General features: G+C 61.3%; 16 protein-coding genes. 12 read left to right on the forward strand and 4 right to left on the reverse strand.

Annotated features, from left to right (window positions below; genetic code table 11):
- Positions 1-397 precede the first annotated feature (397 nt).
- From PSEUDOMOFG3G_RS27340 to PSEUDOMOFG3G_RS27350, 3 genes are all read left to right on the forward strand, one after another.
- Positions 398-3,850: a GMC oxidoreductase gene (locus tag PSEUDOMOFG3G_RS27340; RefSeq protein WP_139048992.1), complete on the forward strand. Its 3,453-nt coding sequence runs from the start codon at positions 398-400 to the stop codon at positions 3,848-3,850.
- 163 nt (positions 3,851-4,013) lie between these two features.
- Positions 4,014-5,882: a hypothetical protein gene (locus PSEUDOMOFG3G_RS27345; protein ID WP_139048993.1), complete on the forward strand. Its 1,869-nt coding sequence runs from the start codon at positions 4,014-4,016 to the stop codon at positions 5,880-5,882.
- A 27-nt stretch (positions 5,883-5,909) separates the two neighbouring features.
- Positions 5,910-7,154, forward strand: coding sequence for a metallophosphoesterase (locus PSEUDOMOFG3G_RS27350; RefSeq protein ID WP_139048994.1), 1,245 nt, complete (start codon positions 5,910-5,912; stop codon positions 7,152-7,154).
- A 107-nt stretch (positions 7,155-7,261) separates the two neighbouring features.
- On the opposite strand, the gene gbcA is transcribed toward PSEUDOMOFG3G_RS27350, so the two are convergent.
- Positions 7,262-8,557 (reverse strand): glycine-betaine demethylase subunit GbcA, encoded by a 1,296-nt coding sequence (gbcA, locus tag PSEUDOMOFG3G_RS27355; RefSeq protein WP_047228149.1) that lies wholly within the window; start codon positions 8,555-8,557, stop codon positions 7,262-7,264.
- 282 nt (positions 8,558-8,839) lie between these two features.
- Between gbcA and gbcB the strand changes: the two genes are divergently transcribed.
- On the forward strand, positions 8,840-9,940 hold the full coding sequence (gene gbcB / locus PSEUDOMOFG3G_RS27360) for a glycine-betaine demethylase subunit GbcB (RefSeq protein ID WP_047228148.1): 1,101 nt from the start codon (positions 8,840-8,842) through the stop codon (positions 9,938-9,940).
- A gap of 120 nt (positions 9,941-10,060) precedes the next feature.
- Here gbcB and PSEUDOMOFG3G_RS27365 read toward each other — a convergent pair whose 3' ends face one another.
- Positions 10,061-11,101, reverse strand: a complete 1,041-nt coding sequence (locus PSEUDOMOFG3G_RS27365; RefSeq protein ID WP_107323021.1) for a low specificity L-threonine aldolase — start codon at positions 11,099-11,101, stop codon at positions 10,061-10,063.
- Positions 11,102-11,297: 196 nt separating this feature from the next.
- On the opposite strand from PSEUDOMOFG3G_RS27365, the gene PSEUDOMOFG3G_RS27370 reads away from it, so the two are divergent.
- The 8 genes from PSEUDOMOFG3G_RS27370 to fdhA all read left to right on the forward strand — a co-directional run bounded on the left by PSEUDOMOFG3G_RS27370 (position 11,298) and on the right by fdhA (position 21,309).
- Positions 11,298-12,002, forward strand: coding sequence for a TraX family protein (locus PSEUDOMOFG3G_RS27370; protein ID WP_076383400.1), 705 nt, complete (start codon positions 11,298-11,300; stop codon positions 12,000-12,002).
- A 217-nt stretch (positions 12,003-12,219) separates the two neighbouring features.
- The gene (gene glyA, locus PSEUDOMOFG3G_RS27375) at positions 12,220-13,473 is read left to right on the forward strand and encodes a serine hydroxymethyltransferase (RefSeq protein WP_047228145.1); all 1,254 of its coding nucleotides are present in this window, start codon (positions 12,220-12,222) and stop codon (positions 13,471-13,473) included.
- A 21-nt stretch (positions 13,474-13,494) separates the two neighbouring features.
- On the forward strand, positions 13,495-14,745 hold the full coding sequence (locus tag PSEUDOMOFG3G_RS27380) for a sarcosine oxidase subunit beta (protein WP_003177603.1): 1,251 nt from the start codon (positions 13,495-13,497) through the stop codon (positions 14,743-14,745).
- A 14-nt stretch (positions 14,746-14,759) separates the two neighbouring features.
- A complete protein-coding gene (locus PSEUDOMOFG3G_RS27385) occupies positions 14,760-15,089 on the forward strand; it encodes a sarcosine oxidase subunit delta (protein WP_003206305.1) in 330 nt (109 codons plus the stop codon).
- The gene (locus tag PSEUDOMOFG3G_RS27390) at positions 15,086-18,103 is read left to right on the forward strand and encodes a sarcosine oxidase subunit alpha (protein WP_047228144.1); all 3,018 of its coding nucleotides are present in this window, start codon (positions 15,086-15,088) and stop codon (positions 18,101-18,103) included. The genes PSEUDOMOFG3G_RS27385 and PSEUDOMOFG3G_RS27390 overlap by 4 nt, the downstream gene beginning before the upstream one ends.
- A gap of 164 nt (positions 18,104-18,267) precedes the next feature.
- A complete protein-coding gene (locus PSEUDOMOFG3G_RS27395) occupies positions 18,268-18,900 on the forward strand; it encodes a sarcosine oxidase subunit gamma (RefSeq protein WP_139048995.1) in 633 nt (210 codons plus the stop codon).
- A gap of 126 nt (positions 18,901-19,026) precedes the next feature.
- Positions 19,027-19,884, forward strand: a complete 858-nt coding sequence (purU, locus tag PSEUDOMOFG3G_RS27400) for a formyltetrahydrofolate deformylase (RefSeq protein WP_076383402.1) — start codon at positions 19,027-19,029, stop codon at positions 19,882-19,884.
- 225 nt (positions 19,885-20,109) lie between these two features.
- Entirely contained in the window at positions 20,110-21,309 is a 1,200-nt protein-coding gene (gene fdhA, locus PSEUDOMOFG3G_RS27405; RefSeq protein ID WP_047228141.1) for a formaldehyde dehydrogenase, glutathione-independent, read from the forward strand.
- Positions 21,310-21,402: 93 nt separating this feature from the next.
- Here the strand turns inward: fdhA and PSEUDOMOFG3G_RS27410 are convergent, their stop codons facing one another.
- Together PSEUDOMOFG3G_RS27410 and PSEUDOMOFG3G_RS27415 are read right to left on the reverse strand one after the other, a co-directional pair.
- Entirely contained in the window at positions 21,403-21,621 is a 219-nt protein-coding gene (locus tag PSEUDOMOFG3G_RS27410) for a hypothetical protein (protein WP_139048996.1), read from the reverse strand.
- A 78-nt stretch (positions 21,622-21,699) separates the two neighbouring features.
- Positions 21,700-21,903 carry a cold-shock protein gene (locus tag PSEUDOMOFG3G_RS27415; protein WP_139048997.1) on the reverse strand — a complete coding sequence of 68 codons (204 nt, stop codon included), beginning with the start codon at positions 21,901-21,903 and terminating at the stop codon, positions 21,700-21,702.
- Positions 21,904-22,089 lie beyond the last annotated feature (186 nt).

A 22,089-nucleotide genomic window follows, 5' to 3' on the forward strand; every position in this document is an offset into this window, starting at 1 on the left:
GGGTATAGGCCCAGACGCTATAGATCAAATTTCATACAGTTCTAAGGATCCACCTTGACGTGGCCCTGGCAGCTGTCTTCACTCATGGCACAAGGACACCGCCACTTTATCCACATCTGGTTCAGGGAGAACGCATGATGGATAGCAAGCCCCCCTGCTGGTACCCGATCTCGGCTGCGACCTGTACTCCGACCCCTCCCACCCGGTTACCCAAACGCAGACGTCGTCGTGCCACCAATCAGCGTGCGCGTCTATAGCGCGTCGTTGAGCCCTGAGTTTCCCCTGTAACACCGTTGACTGCCGCTCCAACCCGTACGGGATAGTGGCCAGGCGTTCGTGCGCCTGTCGATTTGCAGGCAACCGCAGAGTTGCCCCATCTGCCTGAGAGGACTTGAACATGACACGGATCTCGACCCCCATTAGCGAAATCAAGGAGCATTACGACGTTATCGTCATTGGTTCCGGCTACGGCGGTGGCATTGCTGCGTCACGCCTGTCCCGGGCTGGGCGCAAGGTTTGTCTGCTGGAGCGGGGCCGGGAGATCCAGCCCGGCGAATACCCCAACACCATGCTTGCGGCCACCGAAGAGTTGCAGGTGCATGACCCGGACGGTCACATCGGGTCGCGCACCGGACTGTTCGACCTGCACGTCAACGCCCAGCAGAACGTGGTGGTCGGTTGCGGCCTGGGCGGCACTTCGCTGATCAATGCCAACGTTTCGCTGGAGCCGGAGCCCGGTGTGTTCGAGGACTCCCGCTGGCCGCAGGCGGTGCGTGACCATTGCGACACGCTGCTCAAGGACGGTTATGCGCGGGCTCGGGAAATGCTCAAGCCCAACCCTTACCCAGATGCGGCGCCGAACCTGCCCAAGCTCGACGCCAACCGCAAGTCGGCGAGTTATCTCAAGCAGGACGCACATTTCTACAAACCGCCCATCAACGTGACATTCGACAAGTTGCCCAACAACCTCAACCACGTCGGCGTCGAGCAGTTGCCGTGCAACGGCTGTGGGGATTGCGTCTCGGGCTGTAACAACAAGGCCAAGAACACCACGCTGATGAATTACCTGCCGGATGCCTGGAACCATGGTGCGGAGATTTTCTGTCAGGCCCAGGTGCGGCACCTGGAGCGCGACGGCGACGGCTGGATCGTGCATTTCCAGTACCTGGACAGCGGTCGCGAGTTGTTCTCGGCGCCAACCCTGTTCGTGCGCGCCGACATCGTGGTGGTGTCCGCCGGCACCCTGGGCTCTACCGAGATCATGCTGCGTTCCCGGGACAAAGGCCTGTCGATGTCCAGTCAACTGGGCGAGAACATGAGCGGCAACGGCGACATCCTCGGGTTTGGCCACAACTGCGACCAGACCATCAACGGTATCGGTTTCGGCGCCCACTCGGCCAAGGAGCTGGAGCCGGTGGGACCGTGCATCACCTCGATCATCGACATGCGTACCGAGGGTGACTGGCGCAGCCGCATGGTCATCGAGGAAGGCTCGATCCCCGGCGCACTCGGTCGGCCCATGGTGCCGAGCATGGCGGCGTTCGCCGGGATGATCGGCGTGCCCACCGACACGGGCCTGGGTGCCAGCCTCAAGTACAAGGCCCGGGAAGCCGAGAGCTTTCTGCGCGGCCCGTACTATGGCGCGCTGCATAACATGCAGACCTACCTGATCATGAGTCACGACAACGGCAAGGGGCGCATGGTGCTCGACAACAAGGACCAGCTGCGCATCGACTGGCCCGGCGTCGGCGAGCAGGAAAACGTGACCCTGGGCAATGAGCGTTTGCACCAGAGCACCAAGGCGTTGGGCGGGATCTGGGTCGAGAATCCGATCTGGACCAAGCTGCTCAAGCACAGCATCGTTTCGGTCCATCCCTTGGGCGGCTGCGTGATGGGGGAAGACGCGACGCAAGGCGTGGTCAACCACAAGGGCCAGGTATTCAGTGGTGCCAGCGGGACGGATGTCTATCCCGGTCTGTACGTGACGGACGGTGCGGTGATCCCGACTTCCCTGGCGGTGAACCCGTTGTTGACCATCTCGGCGGTGAGCGAGCGCAACATGGGGCTGCTGGCGGCCGATCGTGGCTGGATCATCGACTACACCCTGCCTTCGGCCCCGCGCAAACCGGTGGCGGCGCCGACCCTTGGCGTGCAGTTCACTGAAACCATGAAGGGCTACTTTTCCACAGCCTTCACCCAGCCTCAGGGCACTGATCTTTCGCTTTACGAAGCCGCGGCCAAGCGCGGCAAAGCCGATAACTCGCCCATCGAATTCACCCTGACCATCACTGCCGCCGATCTCAATCGCCTGATCAAGGAACCGGAACACGCCGCCACCCTGGTGGGTACGCTGGATGCGCCGATGCTTTCGCCCAAGCCGCTGGTCGCCAGCAACGGAGTGTTCAACCTGTTCGAGCAATACCAGGAACAGGTGGATGTGCGGCACATGAACTACGACATGAAACTGACCGCCGAGGATGGCAGCGATTATTACTTCAGCGCCTTCAAGACCGTGCCCGAGAACAACGGGGTGCTGAACATCTGGCACGACACCAGCACGCTCTATGTCACGCTGTATCGCGGGCCGGACAAGAGCGGCGAGGTCATCGGCTCGGGGGTGATGCACATTCTGCCGGCCGACTTCGCCAAGCAGATGACCACCATGAAAGTGCTCAACGCACGTAACGAGCGTGAGCGAGTGGAAGCGTTGGCCCGCTTCGGCAAGTTCTTCGCCGGCATTTTGTGGGAGAGCTACGGCGGGGTGTTCGCTGGCGATGTGTACTTCAATCCGGACGCGCCGCCTCGCAGCAAGCGGCCGCTGGACGCACCGGCGCCGACCGTGCATTTCTTCCAGACCGAGGACAACGTCGAGCTACGCCTGACTCGCTATCAAGCGGGCAGCAAAGGCCCGGTGATGCTGGTGCATGGCCTGGGGGTGGGGTCGAATATTTTCTCCACCGACACCATCCAGACCAACTTGCTGGAGTACCTGTGCAAGCACGAGTACGACGTCTGGCTGCTGGACTTGCGGGTGAGCATCCTGCTGCCGGCCAGCAAGCATGAATGGAACGGCGACCAGGTGGCCCAGTACGACTTCAAGGCTGCTATCGAGCAGATCCAGCAGGCCACGCTGGCCCGTGACGTGCAATGTGTGGTGCATTGCTACGGTGCGACGACGTTCTTCATGTCGATGCTGGCGGGGCTGCAAGGGGTGCGCTCGGTGGTCTGCTCACAGATCGCCGCCGACACGGTGGTTGCCACCGCCACCGGACTGAAGGCCGGTTTGCATTTGCCGGGGATGCTCGATGCCATCGGCATCAAGTCCCTCACGGCCTACGCCGACACCAAGGAAAGCTGGTTCAACAAACTCTACGACAAGGCTCTCAACGGTTATGCCCGGATCGAGGCCCAGGGCTATTGCACCAACCCGGTCTGCCACCGCATCACGTTCATGTATGCGTCGCTGTACCGCCACGATACCCTCAACGAAACCCTGCACGACAACCTGCATGAATTGTTCGGTGAGTCGAACATCCAGACCTTCGAGCACCTGGCGCTGATCGTGCGCAAGGGGCATCTGGTGGACTTCAAGGGCAACGACGTCTACATGCCGCATTTCGATCGGTTGAAATTGCCGATCTGCTTCATCAGCGGCGCCGAGAACCAGTGCTACCTCCCTCAAAGCACCCTCAAGACCTACGAGCGACTGTGCGATATGCACGGCCCGCAACTGTTCAGCCGTCACGAAGTGCCGGGCTACGGCCACATCGACTGCATTTTTGGCAAGGACGCGGTGGTGGATGTGTACCCGATCATCCTTGAACACCTGGAGAAGACCGCGCTCGGTTGACGCAAGACCGAGTCGACTGCATCGCGAGCAAGCTCGCTCCCACAGGGGGCTATGCGCCGCTGAATTCGTGCACGCCACATATCCAGTGTGGGAGCGAGCTTGCTCGCGATGGCGGTCGCCAGAGCGCCGCATCTCGAGGGTCAAGAATAAGGAAAAGGATGCCATGAACACTTACATCCGTTGGTTCCAACGCATCATCTGGGTGGGCATTGTGATGAACATGGTCTTCGCGATTCCGGCGCTGTTCGCGCCGGCGTTGCTGACGTCCATGCTCGGCCTGCCGCCCGTGCTGTCCGATCCCTGGCTGGAAAACACCGGCATGTTGCTGGTGGGGATCAGCCTGTTCTACATGCCCTCGGGGTTCAACGCGCCGCGTTTCGTGGTGCATTCGTGGTTGTGCGTGCTGTCGCGGCTGGTGGCGGTGGTGTTCTGGATCTACCTGATCAACACCAACAACCAGGGCCAGTTGTTCGTGCCGATGTTGATGGGCGACTTGAGCATGTTCCTGATTCTGGGCGTGCTGCTGTACCTGGGCAGCCCGGTGGCCCATCGTCCACTGGCCTTGCTCTGCGCCGGTTGGCGGGAGTGGCGCGCCGGCTGGGCGCAGCGCTGGCAGAGCCATAGTTTCAAGGTTGGCATGCTGGTGATGCTGCTGGTGCTGGGTTTTATCGGCTACCAGACCTGGTACCAGATGATCCGAGAGGTGCCGCAACCGGATTTTGCCTCCGACGAAGACCATTACAAATACGCCGCCATCGGCCTGGGCATCGAAGCGCGGATCCCTTATTACCTGTTCGCCGTGCTGCCGCAGATGTGCCCGGAAAAACTGCCCAAGCCCGGCGGTTACGAGGTGTTCGGGTTTCTCTATGAGAACGGCAACGACCTGCCGATTGGCATGGCCAAGCGGCAACTGGGCTACCCCACCGTGGAGCCGAACTGCGCGCTGTGCCACACCGGCTCGTACCGGGCCAATGCCAGTGACATAGCGGTTCCGGTCGCCAGCGCGCCGGCCAACACCCTGCAACTGCAGGCCTTCCAGTGGTTTGCCTACGATTGTGCCAGCGACCCGAAATTCACCCCAGATGCGGTCATGGCGGCGATCAACAGCAAGTTCCAGCTCGGTTTTTTCGAAAAACTGTACAACCGTTACCTGATCATCCCGATGGCCAAGAGCGCGCTACTCAAGCAGAAGCAGGCCTACGCCTGGCAGAAACTGCGCCCGGCCCAAGGTCCGGGGCGGACCGATACCTTCAACCCGACCAAAATGGTGGTGTTCGGCTTCCCGGATGACTCCACCATCGGCACCGTGGACTTGCCGCAGGTCTGGAACCAGAAACCCCGTGAGTCGATGTATCTGCATTGGGACGGCAATAACAACAAGATTCACGAACGCAACTACGCGGCGGCCATGGCCGTGGGCGCGACACCGCAATCGGTGCTGCCGCCGAGTTTCAACCGGGTGACCAATTGGCTGCTGGGCCACAAGGCGCCGGCCTGGCCGTTCGCCCTGGACCAGGCGAAAGTCGCCCAGGGCAAACCGATCTGGGAGCAGAACTGTGCCGCTTGCCACGACTTCGGCCGTGCCGACACAGGACAGGTCACTACCAACATCGACCAGTTGGGCACCGATCCCCATCGCCTGAACTCCTTCACCGTCGGGCTGGTGACGGCGTTCCACGGCTTCAAGAAACCGCCGTTCGACTTCGGCGCGTACCGCAAGACCCAGAGCTACAGCAACACCCCCACCGACGGCATCTGGCTAAGGGCGCCGTACCTGCACAACGGCTCGGTGCCGACCCTGTGGGACTTGTTGCAACCGCCCGAGTTGCGGCCGCAAGTGTTCTACACCGGCTCCGATATCTACGACCAGGAGAAGGTCGGCTTCATCACCAGCGGCGCGCAGATGAAGGCGTCGGCGGATTTCAAATACGACACCCGCCTGGAAGGCAACCACAACGGCGGCCACCTGTATGGCACGCAGTTGTCGGATGTCGACAAACGGGCCCTGATCGAATTCATGAAAACCCTGTAGCCCAGGGCACTGCGAAGGAGCGTTCACATGTCATTACTGCACCATTGGGAACATGAGTTCGACAAGGTCAAAGTCCGCCTGCACGGGTTGGTCACGCGGCTGGAGATGTCCTGGAAAAAACTCGTCAACGACCTGGAGCCCGAAGAGTTCGAGGCCATCGTCAAGCTGCTCCAGCGTGGCCACGATCAGGCCCGGCACGTCATCGATCACGGCGACCTGCCGGATGACGAACCGGCCGTGCCGTGGGAGCTGGCCCACGGTCTTTCGATCCTGAAGATTGGCAATGCCAGCGCCTTGCCGCAAACCGAGGACGAGCTGCCGACCCGCGTGCTCAAGGACGGCACCTTGCTCGGTTGCCGCAAATGGGAGTTGCTCGACCTGTTGTGGAGTGAGGCGTTGCTCAAGTGGATCGAGAACCTGCGCCATCACGCGCCGTTCGCCACTAACCCGGCACTGGTGAAAATGGACAGCGACGTGGTGTTGGCGATTGCCGGCGACTGGGGCACCGGACCGTTCGACAGTCATGCTCCGGCCGTGGCTGTCGCCAATCAGATGCAACTGGCCGAGGCTGACTTCACCATCCATCTGGGCGATGTGTATTACGCCGGCACCCATTCCCAGGAGGACGTCGACATGGTCGGCTGGCCCCAGGGCAAGCACGGCTCGTTCACGCTCAATTCCAACCACGAGATGTACAGCGGCGCCCACGGTTATTTCAAGGAGCTGGCCAAGCGTTTCCCGGTGCAACAGGGCACCAGTTACTTTGCCCTGTACAACGACGATTGGCTGGTGGTCGGCCTCGACAGTGCCTACGCCTCGGACGCGATGAATCTGTACATGGATGGCACCCTCAACGCGCAACAGATCGACTGGATGAAAAACCTGCCCAAGCGCAAAAAGCTGATGGTGCTCAGTCATCACCAGGGCTTCGATATTTCCGGGCACCACAAGACCGCGCTTTACCAACCGGTCTGCGATGCCCTGGGGCGTGAGCCGGACTACTGGTATTGGGGGCATCTGCACAATGGCATCTGCTACGCGCCCCAAGGCGGGCTGCACGCACGCTGTGCCGGGCACGGAGCGATTCCCTACGGCACCACCAGCGAGTTGAACGGACATGCCGGGGTGTTGTGGTCGGAAACGCAACTGGCGGGGGATGAGACGTACCCGGAACGGGTGTTGAACGGGTATGTGAAGGTGCGGCTGGTGGGGGAGGAGATTGTCGAGACGTTTTATGGGGAGGATGGGTCGGTGCGGTGGTCTTCACAGTAATCGGGTGAATGTGAGGCCGCTATCGCGAGCAGGCTCGCTCCCACATTTGATCTTCGGTGCGCCAAAGATCCTTTGTGGGAGCGAGCCTGCTCGCGATGCTTTTGCTGTCAGCCCTGGACCGGAACGCCCTTGAGATACGGCGCAGGTTCCGCCCCCAGGTTGTTGAGCATGCGCTCGCTGTACCAGTCCACGAAGTTCACCACGCCGAACTCATAAGTCTTGGAGTACGGGCCTGGCTGGTAGGCGGTGGAGTTGATGCCGCGCTGGTTTTCTTCGGCCAGGCGACGGTCCTGGTCGTTGGTGGCGTCCCAGACCTGGCGCATGCGTGCCACGTCGTAGTCCACGCCTTCGACCGCGTCCTTGTGTACGATCCACTTGGTGGTGACCATGGTCTCCTGGGCGCTGATCGGCCACACAGTGAACACGATGATGTGGTCGCCCATGCAGTGGTTCCACGAGTGGGGCAGGTGCAGGATACGCATCGAGCCCAGGTCCGGGTTCTTGATGCGGCCCATCAGTTTGGCGCAGCCCTGCTTGCCGTCCATGGTCATCGACACGGTGCCCTTGAGCAGCGGCATGCGCACGATACGGTTGCGCAGGCCGAAACTGGCGTGGGCGTAAGGGATTTTCTCGGCTTCCCAGGCTGCGGCGGAGGCCGCTACATGGTCCTTGAATGCCTGGTCGGCCCGTGGGTCGGTGACGTCGTCCCATTCCAGCAGGGTCTTGAGCAGTTCCGGGTGCGCGCCGCCGCAGTGGTAGCACTCGCGGTTGTTTTCCAGCACCAGCTTCCAGTTGGCCTTTTCCATCAAGGTGGTTTGCACCGCCACCTTGGTGTTTTCCATGTCATAGGGTTCCATGTAATGGGTCAAGGTCGCCAGGAAGTCGTCGATGGCCGGTGGGTTCTCCGCCAGGCTGATGAAGATGTAGCCACCGGCGGTCTTCACGTTCACTGGCTTCAAGCCGTACTGGTTCATGTCGAAATCGGCGCCCATTTCGGTGCCGGCGAACAATAGGCGACCGTCCAGCTCGTAGGTCCACTGGTGGTAATGGCAGACCAGCTTGGCGACCTTGCCCTTGTCGCTGGTGCACAGCCGCGAGCCCCGGTGCCGGCAGACGTTGTGGAACGCATGCACCACGCCGTCGGCGCCGCGAATCACGATGATCGGGTTCTTGCCAACCTGCAGCGTCAGGTAGTTGCCCTTGGTCGGAATTTCGCAGGTCATGCCGGCGATCAACCATTCCTTCTGGAAGATTTCCTGCATGTCGATATCAAACAGGCGCTCATCGGAGTAGAACGGCTGCGGCAGCGAGAAAGTGCGCTCGCGTTCCTGCAGCATTTGCGCGGTGGCCTTGCGTGCGGGTTCCAGCGGATCGCCCAGGCTCAGGGTTGCGGTGACGTCCATCGTTTTATCCTCATGGCCCTCTACGTGGCCGGCGAAAGTGGCTAATCAAATGTGCTACGCAAGGCAGAAAATATTATTTATCTGTTGGGGCGAGTGTGGGGCCGCGCAGGGGGCGAACCTTATCCATGGGCGACATGGCCCAATCTGTTCCCGACGCGCAAGGTCCGGTCGTTGGGGGCTGGTCGCGGTAAGCATGTGAATGTCGCAGATAGGTAAATGGGCGATTCGCGCTATACGCAGAATCGCCTCATAAGAGGCCGACAGTCGGCCGTGGAGATCAGCATGTCCAACAGCTTCCTGAACCCGGTAACCACCCAGACCTGGGCCAATGGTCGTCACATTGTCCGTTGTGTCAAAGTCATCCAGGAAACCTGGGATGTGCGCACCTTTTGTTTCATGGCTGATCAGCCGATTCTGTTCTTTTTCAAGCCGGGGCAATTCGTCACCCTGGAGCTTGAAATCGAAGGTCAGCCGATCATGCGCTCCTACACCATCTCCAGCTCGCCGTCGGTGCCCTACAGTTTTTCGGTGACCATCAAGCGCGTACCAGGGGGCAAGGTTTCCAACTGGCTGCACGACACCCTGCACGAAGGCCAGGAGCTGGCGGTGCACGGGCCGGTCGGCCTGTTCAATGCCATCGACTTCTCGAACCCCAAGGTGCTTTACCTCAGTGGCGGTGTCGGCATCACGCCGGTGATGTCCATGGCGCGCTGGTACTACGACACCAATGCCAACGTCGACATGGTGTTTATCCACAGCGCCCGCTCGCCCAAGGACATCATCTATCACCGCGAGCTGGAACACATGGCGTCGCGGATCGATAACTTCAACCTGCACCTGATCTGCGAAAAACATGGGCTGGGCGAGCCTTGGGCCGGGTATCGCGGCTATCTGAACCACAAGATGCTGGAGCTGATGGCGCCGGACTTCCTGGAGCGCGAAGTGTTTTGCTGTGGCCCGACGCCCTACATGAACGCGGTCAAGCGCCTGCTGGAAGCCGCTGGCTTCGACATGACGCGTTACCACGAGGAGTCCTTCGGCGCCACGCCACCGGAAGCCCGCGCCGACGCGGTGGAACAGGCCGAACAGGCTGCCGACGCCCCGGAAGTCGATGTGGCGGACCTACATCTGGTGGAGTTCACCGCCTCTGGCAAGAGTATTCGCGTGGGGCCGGGAGAAACCGTCCACGCCGCCGCCGCCAAGCTCGGCATGATGATTCCCAAAGCCTGCGGTATGGGCATCTGCGGCACCTGCAAGGTTTTGAAACTGGGCGGGGAAGTGGAGATGGATCACAACGGCGGTATCACCGAAGACGACGAGGCCGAAGGTTACATCCTGTCGTGCTGCAGCGTGCCGAAGGGGGATGTGCGGATCGAGTTCTGATCAGTCCATCCAAGTAGCGATGAGCACCTTCTGTGGGAACAAAGCCAGTGGGAGCAAGGCTTTGTTCCCACTGTGAGCCCCTCTCACCACAGGGGTATGACGGGCATGGGTTCGGTTTTTCTAGCCCGCCATCACTTCCCGAATATCCACCGCCAATTCCCGCACTCGCGCTTCTTCGGTGTCCCACGAGCACATGAACCGCGCGCCGCCCTTGCCGATGAAGGTGTAGAAGCGCCAGCCCTTGGCGGTCAGCGCGGCGATGGCCGGTTCCGAGAGTTGCAGGAATACGCCGTTGGCCTGGACCGGGAACATCAGTTCCACGCCTGGGATGTCGCTCACCAGTTGCGCCAGCAGTTGGGCGCAGTGGTTGGCGTGCCGGGCGTGCTTGAGCCAGGCGTCGTTTTGCAGCAGGCCGACCCAGGGCGCCGAGAGAAAGCGCATCTTCGAGGCCAACTGCCCGGCCTGTTTGCAGCGATAGTCGAAGTCTTCTGCCAGGTCGTGGTTGAAGAACAGGATCGCTTCACCCACCGCCATGCCGTTCTTCGTCCCACCAAAGCACAGCACATCCACCCCGGCTTTCCAGGTCAGGTCTGCCGGTGAGCAGCCGAGGAAGGCGCAGGCGTTGGAGAATCGTGCGCCGTCCATGTGCAGGTTCAGCCCCAGTTCCTTGCAGGTGGCGCTGATGGCGCGGATTTCTTCCGGGGTATAGACGCTGCCAACTTCTGTGGCCTGGGTCAGGGTTACAACGCGGGGCTTGGGGTAGTGGATATCCTGGCGCTTGAGGGCGATCTCGCGGATCGAGTCCGGGGTCAGCTTGCCATTTTCGGTGCGCGCCACCAGCAGCTTGGAACCATTGGAAAAGAACTCCGGCGCGCCGCATTCGTCAGTTTCGACGTGGGCGGTTTCCGAGCAGATCACGCTGTGGTAACTCTGGCACAGCGAGGACAGCGCCAGGGAGTTGGCCGCGGTGCCGTTGAACGCAAAGAATACTTCGCAGTCGGTTTCGAACAAGGCACGGAAATCATCCGCCGCGCGGTGGGTCCACTCGTCATCGCCGTAAGCCCGCTGATGACCCTGGTTGGCTTCTTCCATGGCCGCCCAGGCTTCGGGGCAAATGCCGGAATAGTTGTCGCTGGCGAATTGTTGACTCTTGTCGGTCATGGCCTTGCTCCTGAAATAGAGAGTCCTGGGTAAGAGATCCCTGACAGAATTCCCGGATGGAGAATTCCGTGGTCCGGCGTGCTTTGAGTCCGGCACGCGGTGGTCGATAGTGGTGCGCACTTTACCCAAGATTCGCGGGGGAACACACTGGATGTTTCTGTCAGAAACTCACAAAACCGCTAGGGCGGCTGTACCCATGAACCGACGCGACGGAGCCTTGGACCTGCTCAAGTGGTTGGCTCTGTTGGCGATGGTGCTCGATCATCTGCGATATGTCGGTTACTCCGCCGATTGGTTGTATGTGCCGGGACGTCTGGCGTTCCCCTGGTTCTGTCTGGCGATGGCGGCGAACCTGGCGCGCAACGGGGCCAGTGCGAGCTCGTGGCGTTACCTGGGCTGGCTGTTGCTGTTCAGCTCAGTGAGCGAAATTCCTTATCGGTTGTTTATTCCTGTGCCGGCTACCTTGAACGTGCTGCCGACCCTGACCCTCGGGTTGCTGGTGGCGCGTAGTTGGCAAACCCATACGCTGGAAGCGCGTTTGCTGGCAGCGGGGGCGTTGCTGCTGGCGGCGCTGTTTTCCTCGCGGCTGATGTTCGGTTTTTTCGGCGTCCTGCTGCCGCTGGCGATGTTGCTGGTATTTCGCCGGCCCTGGTATTTCGCGTTGTTGCCAGGCTTGGTGTGCCTGGCGGCCAACCAGTGGCGGGTGCTGTATGGCGCGGCCTGGCTGGGGGATGCGGTGGCGATCGGCGGGTTGGTGGCGTGTCTGTTTGCGCCATGGCTTGGGCTGGTGCTTTTGCGACACGCTGGTCGTTTTCATCCTCCGCCCATGCGGCGCTGGGCCTACGGTCTGTATCCCGCGCATTTCCTGCTGTTGCTCGCGGTTCGCCAGATCGCCGCATAGCCCTATGGGAGCAAGGTCTGTGGGATAACACAGGGTTATCCCACAGACCTTGTTCCCCGACTCTTTGAACGCATGTCGTAAACGCACCTTTGCGTGGCGTCCATAGGCATTTGACCTGCCTGCGCCGGCCATACCATCGCTTCCAAAGGGCACGACCGAACGGTGGTCAGTGCCTCACCGAGACGAAAGGCGCACCGCCGCCGCTGGGAGAGACGCGATGTTCAGCAAGCAAGACCAGATCCAGGGTTACGACGATGCACTGCTGGCGGCGATGAATGCCGAGGAGCAACGCCAGGAAGATCACATCGAGCTGATCGCGTCAGAGAACTACACCAGCAAACGTGTGATGCAGGCCCAGGGCAGCGGCCTGACCAACAAATACGCCGAAGGCTATCCGGGCAAGCGTTACTACGGTGGCTGCGAGCACGTCGACAAAGTCGAGGCCCTGGCTATCGAGCGCGCCAAGCAGTTGTTCGGCGCCGACTACGCCAACGTCCAGCCGCACTCCGGTTCTTCGGCCAACAGCGCCGTATACCTGGCCTTGCTGCAGGCCGGCGATACCATCCTGGGCATGAGCCTGGCCCACGGCGGTCACCTGACCCACGGTGCCAAGGTGTCGTCTTCGGGCAAGCTCTACAACGCGGTTCAGTACGGCATCGACACCACCACCGGCCTGATCGACTACGACGAAGTCGAGCGCCTGGCGGTCGAGCACAAGCCGAAGATGATCGTCGCCGGCTTCTCGGCCTACTCCAAGACCCTGGATTTCCCACGTTTCCGCCAGATCGCCGACAAGGTCGGTGCCCTGCTGTTCGTCGACATGGCCCACGTCGCCGGTCTGGTCGCTGCCGGTCTGTACCCGAACCCACTGCCTTACGCCGACGTAGTCACCACCACCACTCACAAGACCCTGCGCGGTCCGCGTGGCGGCCTGATCCTGGCCAAGGCCAACGAAGAGATCGAGAAGAAGCTAAACGCTGCGGTATTCCCCGGTGCCCAGGGCGGTCCGCTGATGCACGTCATCGCCGGCAAGGCGGTGTGCTTCAAGGAAGCGGCGGAGCCAGGCTTCAAGGCCTACCAGCAGCAAGTGATCGATAACGCCCAGGCCATGGCTGGCGTGTTCATCAAGCGCGGCTACGATGTAGTGTCCGGCGGCACCGATAACCACCTGTTCCTGGTCAGCCTGATCCGTCAGGGCCTGACCGGCAAGGACGCCGACGCCGCCCTGGGCCGCGCGCACATCACTGTCAACAAGAATGCCGTGCCGAACGACCCGCAATCGCCGTTCGTGACCTCGGGCCTGCGCATCGGCACCCCAGCGGTGACCACGCGCGGCTTCAAGGTCACCCAGTGCGTGACGCTGGCCGGCTGGATCTGCGACATCCTCGACAACCTCGGCGACGCCGATGTCGAGGCCAATGTTGCCCAGCAAGTGGCGGCCCTGTGCGCGGACTTCCCGGTTTATCGCTGAGTCGGTTTTGGAGTAATCACTATGCAACGCTATTCGGGCTTCGGCCTCTTCAAACACTCTCTCAGCCATCATGAAAACTGGCAGCGGATGTGGCGCACGCCGACCCCGAAAAAGGTCTACGACGTGGTCATTGTCGGCGGTGGCGGGCATGGTCTGGCGACCGCCTACTACCTGGCCAAGGAACACGGCATCACCAACGTGGCCGTGGTCGAGAAGGGCTGGCTGGGCGGCGGTAACACCGCGCGCAACACCACCATCGTGCGCTCCAACTACCTGTGGGACGAATCGGCCCACCTGTACGAACATGCGATGAAACTCTGGGAAGGCCTGTCCCAGGACCTGAACTACAACGTGATGTTCTCCCAGCGTGGTGTCTACAACCTGTGCCATACCCTGCAGGACATTCGTGATTCCGAGCGTCGCGTCAGTGCCAACCGCCTCAACGGCGTGGACGGCGAGCTGCTCAACGCCAAACAAGTGGCCGACGAGATTCCGTACCTGGACTGCTCGAAAAACACCCGCTACCCGGTGATGGGCGCCACCGTCCAGCGTCGCGGCGGCGTGGCCCGTCACGATGCCGTGGCCTGGGGCTTTGCCCGGGCGGCGGACGCGTTGGGCGTGGACCTGATCCAGCAGACCGAAGTGATCGGTTTCCGCAAGGAAAACGGCGTGTGCATCGGTGTGGAAACCAACAAGGGCTTCATCGGCGCCAAGCGCGTCGGTGTGGTCACCGCCGGTAACTCCGGACACATGGCCAAGCTCGCGGGCTTCCGCCTGCCGATCGAATCCCACCCGCTGCAAGCGCTGGTGTCCGAGCCGATCAAGCCGATTATCGACAGCGTGATCATGTCCAACGCGGTGCACGGCTACATCAGCCAGTCCGACAAGGGCGACCTGGTGATCGGTGCCGGTATCGACGGCTACAACGGCTACGGCCAGCGTGGCTCGTACCCGGTGATCGAACACACGGTTCAGGCCATCGTCGAGATGTTCCCAGTGTTGTCCCGTGTACGCATGAACCGCCAATGGGGCGGCATCGTCGACACTACGCCGGACGCCTGCCCGATCATTTCCAAGACCCCGGTGCCGAACATGTTCTTCAACTGCGGTTGGGGCACTGGCGGCTTCAAGGCCACCCCGGGCTCGGGCAACGTCTTCGCTGCAAGCCTGGCCAAGGGTGAAATGCACCCGCTGGCCGCGCCGTTTTCCATCGACCGTTTCCACAACGGTGCACTGATCGACGAACACGGCGCTGCTGCCGTCGCCCACTAACAGGAGAAATCCCTATGTTGCACATCTTCTGTCCTCACTGCGGCGAACTGCGCTCCGAAGAGGAATTCCATGCATCCGGCCAGGCGCACATCCCGCGTCCGCTGGATCCGAATGCCTGCACCGACGAGCAGTGGGGCGACTACATGTTCTTTCGTGACAACCCGCGCGGGTTGCACCATGAGCTGTGGGACCACGTCGCCGGCTGCCGCCAGTATTTCAACGTGACCCGTGACACCGTGACCTACGAGATTCTGGAAACCTACAAGATCGGCCAAAAGCCGCAATTCACCGACAAGGCTGACAGTCCGAAAGCGGCCGCGCAGGCTCTGGGAGAGAAGGTATGAGCCAGATCAATCGCCTGTCCAACGGCGGACGGATCGACCGCAACAAAGTGCTGAGCTTCACCTTCAACGGTCAGACCTATAAAGGCTTCGAGGGCGATTCCCTGGCCGCTGCACTGCTGGCCAACGGCGTCGACATCATCGGCCGCAGCTTCAAGTATTCCCGTCCGCGTGGCATCTTTGCCGCCGGCGCCGAAGAGCCGAACGCGGTACTGCAGATCGGCGCCACCGAAGCCACGCAGATCCCTAACGTGCGCGCCACGCAACAGGCGCTGTATCAAGGGTTGGTCGCCACCAGTACCAACGGCTGGCCGAACGTGAACAACGACATGATGGGTATTCTCGGCAAGGTCGGCGGCAAGCTGATGCCGCCGGGCTTCTACTACAAAACCTTCATGTACCCGCAATCGTTCTGGATGACTTACGAAAAGTACATCCGCAAGGCCGCGGGCCTGGGTCGCTCGCCGACCGAGAACGACCCGGACACCTACGACTACATGAACCGTCATTGCGACGTGCTGGTTGTCGGCGCCGGCCCTGCTGGCCTGGCTGCCGCATTGGCCGCGGCCCGCAGCGGTGCACGGGTGATCCTGGCCGACGAGCAGGAAGAGTTCGGCGGTAGCCTGCTCGATTCCCGCGAGAGCCTGGATGGCAAACCAGCGACCGAATGGGTGGCTGCTGTTGTGGCTGAGCTCAAGTCGATGCCAGATGTGGTGCTGTTGCCGCGCGCCACGGTGAACGGTTACCACGACCATAACTTCCTGACCATCCACGAGCGCCTCACCGACCACCTGGGTGATCGCGCGCCAATCGGCCAGGTCCGCCAGCGCATCAACCGGGTCCGCGCCAAGCGCGTGGTGCTGGCGACTGGTGCCTGCGAACGGCCGCTGGTCTACGGCAACAACGACGTACCGGGCAACATGCTGGCCGGCGCGGTCTCCACCTACGTGCGCCGCTATGGCGTGGCACCGGGCAAGAAACTGGTACTGAGCACCAACAACGACCACGCCTATCGCGTGGCGCTGGACTGGCTCGACGCCAGCCTGCAAGTGGTGGCCATCGCCGACGCCCGCAGCAACCCGCGTGGTGCGCTGGTGGAAGAGGCGCGTGCCAAAGGCATCCGCATCCTCACCGGCAGCGCCGTGATCGAGGCTCGTGGCAGCAAGCGCGTCACCGGGGCCCGCATCGCCGCCATCGACGTCAAGGCGCACAAGGTCACCAGTCCCGGCGAATGGCTGGACTGCGACCTGGTGGCCAGCTCCGGCGGCTACAGCCCAGTGGTCCACCTGGCTTCGCACCTGGGCGGCAAGCCGATCTGGCGCGAAGACATCCTTGGTTTCGTACCGGGCGAAGCACCGCAGAAGCGCGTGTGCGTCGGCGGCGTGAATGGCGTCTACAGCCTGGGTGACACCTTGGCCGATGGTTTCGAAGGTGGCGTGCGCGCGGCCAACGAAGCCGGTTTCAAAGCGGTGGAGGGTGTGTTGCCCAAAGCCCTGAGCCGCCAGGAAGAACCGACCCTGGCGCTGTTCCAGGTGCCGCATGAAAAATCCACTGCACGGGCGCCGAAGCAATTCGTCGACCTGCAGAACGACGTCACTGCCGCCGCCATCGAACTCGCCACCCGCGAAGGCTTCGAGTCGGTGGAACACGTCAAGCGCTACACCGCTCTGGGCTTCGGCACCGACCAGGGCAAGCTGGGCAACGTCAACGGCCTGGCCATCGCGGCCCGCTCGCTGAACGTGAGCATCCCGCAGATGGGCACCACCATGTTCCGCCCGAACTACACGCCGGTGACCTTCGGCGCGATAGCCGGGCGGCACTGCGGGCACATCTTCGAACCGGTACGCTTCACCGCGCTGCATGCCTGGCATGTGAAAAACGGTGCTGAATTCGAAGACGTCGGCCAGTGGAAGCGCCCTTGGTACTTCCCGAAGAACGGCGAAGACATGCACGCTGCGGTCAAGCGCGAATGCAAAGCCGTGCGCGACAGCGTCGGCCTGCTGGATGCCTCGACTCTGGGCAAGATCGATATCCAGGGCCCGGACGCCCGCGAGTTCCTTAACCGCGTGTACACCAACGCCTGGACCAAGCTCGACGTGGGCAAGGCTCGCTACGGTTTGATGTGCAAGGAAGACGGCATGGTCTTCGACGATGGCGTGACGGCCTGTCTGGCGGACAACCATTTCGTGATGACCACCACCACTGGCGGCGCGGCGCGCGTGCTGCAATGGCTGGAGATCTATCACCAGACCGAATGGCCGGACCTGAAGGTGTACTTCACTTCGGTTACCGACCACTGGGCGACCATGACCCTGTCGGGCCCCAACAGCCGCAAGCTGCTGAGCGAAGTCACCGACATCGACCTGGACAAGGACGCTTTCCCGTTCATGACCTGGAAAGAAGGCCTGGTGGGTGGTGTTCCGGCGCGGGTGTTCCGTATCTCGTTCACCGGTGAACTGTCGTACGAAGTCAACGTGCAGGCCGACTACGCCATGGGCGTGCTCGAGCAGATCGTCGAGGCCGGGAAGAAATACAACCTGACCCCGTATGGCACCGAGACCATGCACGTATTGCGGGCCGAGAAGGGCTTCATCATTGTCGGTCAGGACACTGACAGCTCGATGACCCCGGACGACCTGAACATGGGCTGGTGCGTAGGCCGGACCAAACCGTTCTCGTGGATCGGCTGGCGTGGCATGAATCGCGAAGACTGTGTGCGTGAGGACCGCAAGCAACTGGTGGGCCTCAAGCCGATCGACCCGAATGTCTGGCTGCCGGAAGGTGCGCAACTGGTGTTCAACACCAAGCAGGCGATCCCGATGACCATGGTCGGTCATGTGACGTCCAGCTACGCCCACAACTCCCTGGGTTACTCATTTGCCATGGGCGTGGTCAAGGGCGGCCTCAAGCGGATGGGAGAACGCGTGTTCGCGCCACTGGCCGACGGCAGCGTGATCGAGGCAGAGATTGTTTCTTCGGTGTTCTTCGATCCGAAGGGGGATCGGCAGAATATCTAATGACCTTCAGGTCTGTGGTGAGCAGCTGCTACGCGTTGTCCGCATCGCGAGCAGGCTCGCTCCCACAGGAGATCGCATGACCCTTGTGGGAGCGAGCCTGCTCGCGATGGCGGTAGAACAGCCACCACAAGGGCCTGAATCAGAATTCAAGACAGGTGCTCCATATGACCGCAGTCAACGTGTACCAACAACGCCCAACCACCGGGGCCAAGGCCGAGTCGTCGCTGCACCATGCCGACCTCGCCAGTCTGGTGGGCAAGGGTCGCAAGAACGCCGGCGTGACCGTGCGCGAGAAGAAACTCCTGGGCCACTTGACCATCCGTGGCGATGGTCATGACCCTGCGTTCGCTGCTGGCGTGCACAAGGCCCTGGGCCTGGAGCTGCCGGGCGCGCTGACCGTCATCGTCAAGGGCGAAACCAGCCTGCAATGGCTCGGCCCGGACGAGTGGCTGCTGGTGGTGCCCAGTGGCGAAGAATTTGCCGCCGAGAAAAACCTGCGCGAAGCCCTGGGCGATCTGCATATCCAGATCGTCAACGTCAGTGGCGGCCAGCAGATCCTCGAACTGTCCGGCCCGAATGTGCGCGACGTGCTGATGAAATCCACCAGCTATGACGTACACCCAAGCAATTTCCCGGTGGGCAAGGCCGTGGGCACGGTGTTCGCCAAGTCGCAACTGGTGATCCGCCACACGGGCGAAAACACCTGGGAACTGGTGATTCGCCGCAGCTTCTCCGATTACTGGTGGCTGTGGCTGCAGGATGCCGCGGCTGAGTATGGGTTGAGCGTGCAGGCATAACCATGATCGTTCCCACGCTCTGCGTGGGAATGCATCCCGGGACGCTCTGCGTCCCAAAAGCGGACGCAGAGCGTCCATGGCGGCATTCCCACGCAGAGCATGGGAACGATCAGAGGAGTATCACGAATGAGCCGCGCCCCAGACACATGGATCTTGACTGCCGACTGCCCCAGCGTGCTCGGCACGGTGGACGCGGTGACGCGCTTTCTGTTCGAGCAAGGCTGCTACGTCACCGAGCACCATTCCTTCGACGACCGGCTCTCGGCGCGTTTTTTCATTCGTGTGGAGTTCCGCCAACCCGACGGTTTTGATGAGCAAAACTTCCGGGCCGGCCTGGCCGAACGTGCGCAAGCCTTTGGCATGGTCTTCGAACTGACGCCACCCAACTACCGGCCCAAAGTGGTGATCATGGTCTCCAAGGCCGATCACTGCCTCAACGACCTGCTCTACCGTCAGCGCATCGGCCAGTTGTCCATGGACGTCGTGGCCGTGGTGTCCAACCACCCGGACCTCAAGCCGCTGGCCGACTGGCACCAGATTCCGTACTACCATTTCCCCCTGGACCCGAACGACAAACCGTCCCAGGAGCGGCAGGTGTGGCAGGTGATCGAAGACACCGGCGCCGAGCTGGTGATTCTCGCCCGCTACATGCAAGTGCTGTCGCCGGAGCTGTGTCGCAAGCTCGACGGCAAGGCGATCAACATCCATCACTCGCTGCTGCCGGGCTTCAAGGGCGCCAAGCCGTATCACCAGGCCTACAACAAAGGCGTGAAACTGGTCGGCGCCACGGCGCACTACATCAACAACGACCTGGACGAAGGCCCGATCATCGCTCAGGGCGTGGAAGTGGTGGACCACAGCCACTATCCCGAAGACCTGATCGCCAAGGGCCGGGACATCGAAGGGCTGACCCTGGCCCGGGCCGTGGGGTATCACATCGAGCGAAGGGTGTTTCTCAACGCCAACAGAACTGTCGTTCTTTAGATTTTTGGGGCCGCTTCGCAGCCCATTCGCGAGCAAGCTCGCTCCCACAGGATCTGCGTCGTTATACAGATTCTGATGACACCCACAATCCACTGTGGGAGCGAGCTTGCTCGCGATGAGGCCCTTACAGACAACAAAGAAACAAGACACAAGCACTACCCGAGCAATCAACGCGCTGCCTGCCTGGGCAACGCAGTTTCATAAAAACAACAGCGAGGTGAAAGCATGTCTGGCAATCGTGGTGTCGTGTATCTCGGCAACGGCAAGGTCGAAGTACAGAAAATCGACTATCCAAAAATGCAGGACCCGCGTGGCAGGAAGATCGAGCACGGCGTCATCCTGCGCGTGGTATCCACCAACATCTGCGGCTCCGACCAGCACATGGTGCGCGGCCGCACCACCGCTCAGACCGGCCTGGTCCTGGGCCACGAAATCACCGGTGAAGTGATCGAAAAGGGCAACGACGTCGAAAACCTGAAGATCGGCGACCTGGTGTCTGTTCCGTTCAACGTGGCTTGCGGGCGCTGCCGTTCCTGCAAAGAACAACACACCGGCGTCTGCCTGACCGTCAACCCGGCCCGTGCCGGCGGTGCCTACGGTTATGTGGACATGGGTGACTGGACCGGCGGTCAGGCCGAATACGTGCTGGTGCCGTACGCGGATTTCAACCTGTTGAAGCTGCCGGACCGCGACAAGGCCATGGAGAAAATCCGCGACCTGACCTGCCTGTCCGACATCCTGCCGACCGGCTACCACGGCGCCGTCACCGCCGGCGTTGGTCCTGGCAGCTCCGTCTACATCGCGGGTGCCGGTCCGGTTGGCCTGGCGGCTGCCGCTTCCGCCCGCCTGCTGGGTGCCGCTGTGGTCATTATCGGTGACGTCAACCCGATCCGCCTGGCCCACGCCAAGGCCCAGGGTTTTGAAATCGCCGACCTGTCCAAAGACACCCCGCTGCACGAACAGATCGCCGCGCTGCTGGGCGAACCGGAAGTCGACTGCGCCGTTGACGCTGTGGGCTTCGAAGCCCGTGGTCACGGCCATGAAGGCGTCAAGCACGAAGCTCCGGCCACCGTGCTCAACTCGTTGATGGGTGTGGTTCGCGTAGCCGGCAAGATCGGCATCCCCGGCCTCTACGTCACCGAAGACCCGGGCGCGGTCGATGCCGCGGCAAAAATGGGTAGCCTGAGCATCCGTTTCGGTCTGGGCTGGGCCAAGTCCCACAGCTTCCACACCGGCCAGACCCCGGTGATGAAGTACAACCGCCAACTGATGCAAGCCATCATGTGGGATCGCATCAACATCGCAGAAATCGTCGGCGTACAGGTCATCAGCCTGGACGACGCGCCTAAAGGCTACGGCGAGTTCGATGCAGGCGTACCGAAGAAGTTTGTGATCGATCCGCACAAGATGTTCAGTGCGGCCTAAGCGGTAGGCAAGACGGACAAAGGGCGACAGCGATGTCGCCCTTTTTATTCGGCACAGCGCAAGCAGCAGCTTGTAGTACTGAAGCGACTGGGCTTACTCGTCGTCGCTGATGACCTGAAGATTGATCGCGTAATATTGCCCATCGTCGCCCAACATCAACTCGTACGCCACTTTCTGTCCGGGTTTTATGACCGGCCCGCCTTCTTCGACTGGAGGGACCCTGAAGAAGATGTTTTGCCCATTTGCATGGGACGGCGTTAATCCAATGCCACCTTCAGCGGAGTCATGACGCTTTACAGGCTGCTTTTCCATGGCAAAACTCCTATCAAAAGAGTTTGGGCCTGCGGTCCGGAGTGCGAGCTGTCGAAACATACCCGCACCGCGACCAACTTATGCAGGTTGAACGTTGTCGGCTTGCATACCTTTTTGCCCTTTGGCAGCCTCATAGGTCACTTTTTGTCCTTCTTTCAAGGTCTTGAAACCGTCGCCTTTTATAGCTTTGAAATGGACGAAGAGATCATCACCGCCGTCATCCGGTGTGATAAAACCATAGCCCTTTTCATCGTTGAACCACTTTACTGTTCCGTTACTCATGTTCTTCTCGCCTGGATGAAGGGTTGGTGCGGGTAAGCGATGGGGGTCGCTTGTATCTCGTTGATGCGTGATTGAGCTTAACTCAGTGAAAAGGGTTGCCTACTGTCAGAGTTGACAGTGGGCGAGGGCTTTATGGAATAACTGCTCGTCTTGTTATGTCCAGCAGAGCAGCGCCTGGCGGTTCGC

The organism is Pseudomonas sp. FG-3G (genome assembly GCF_901007645.1).
Taxonomy (GTDB): Bacteria; Pseudomonadota; Gammaproteobacteria; order Pseudomonadales; family Pseudomonadaceae; genus Aquipseudomonas; species Aquipseudomonas rhizophila.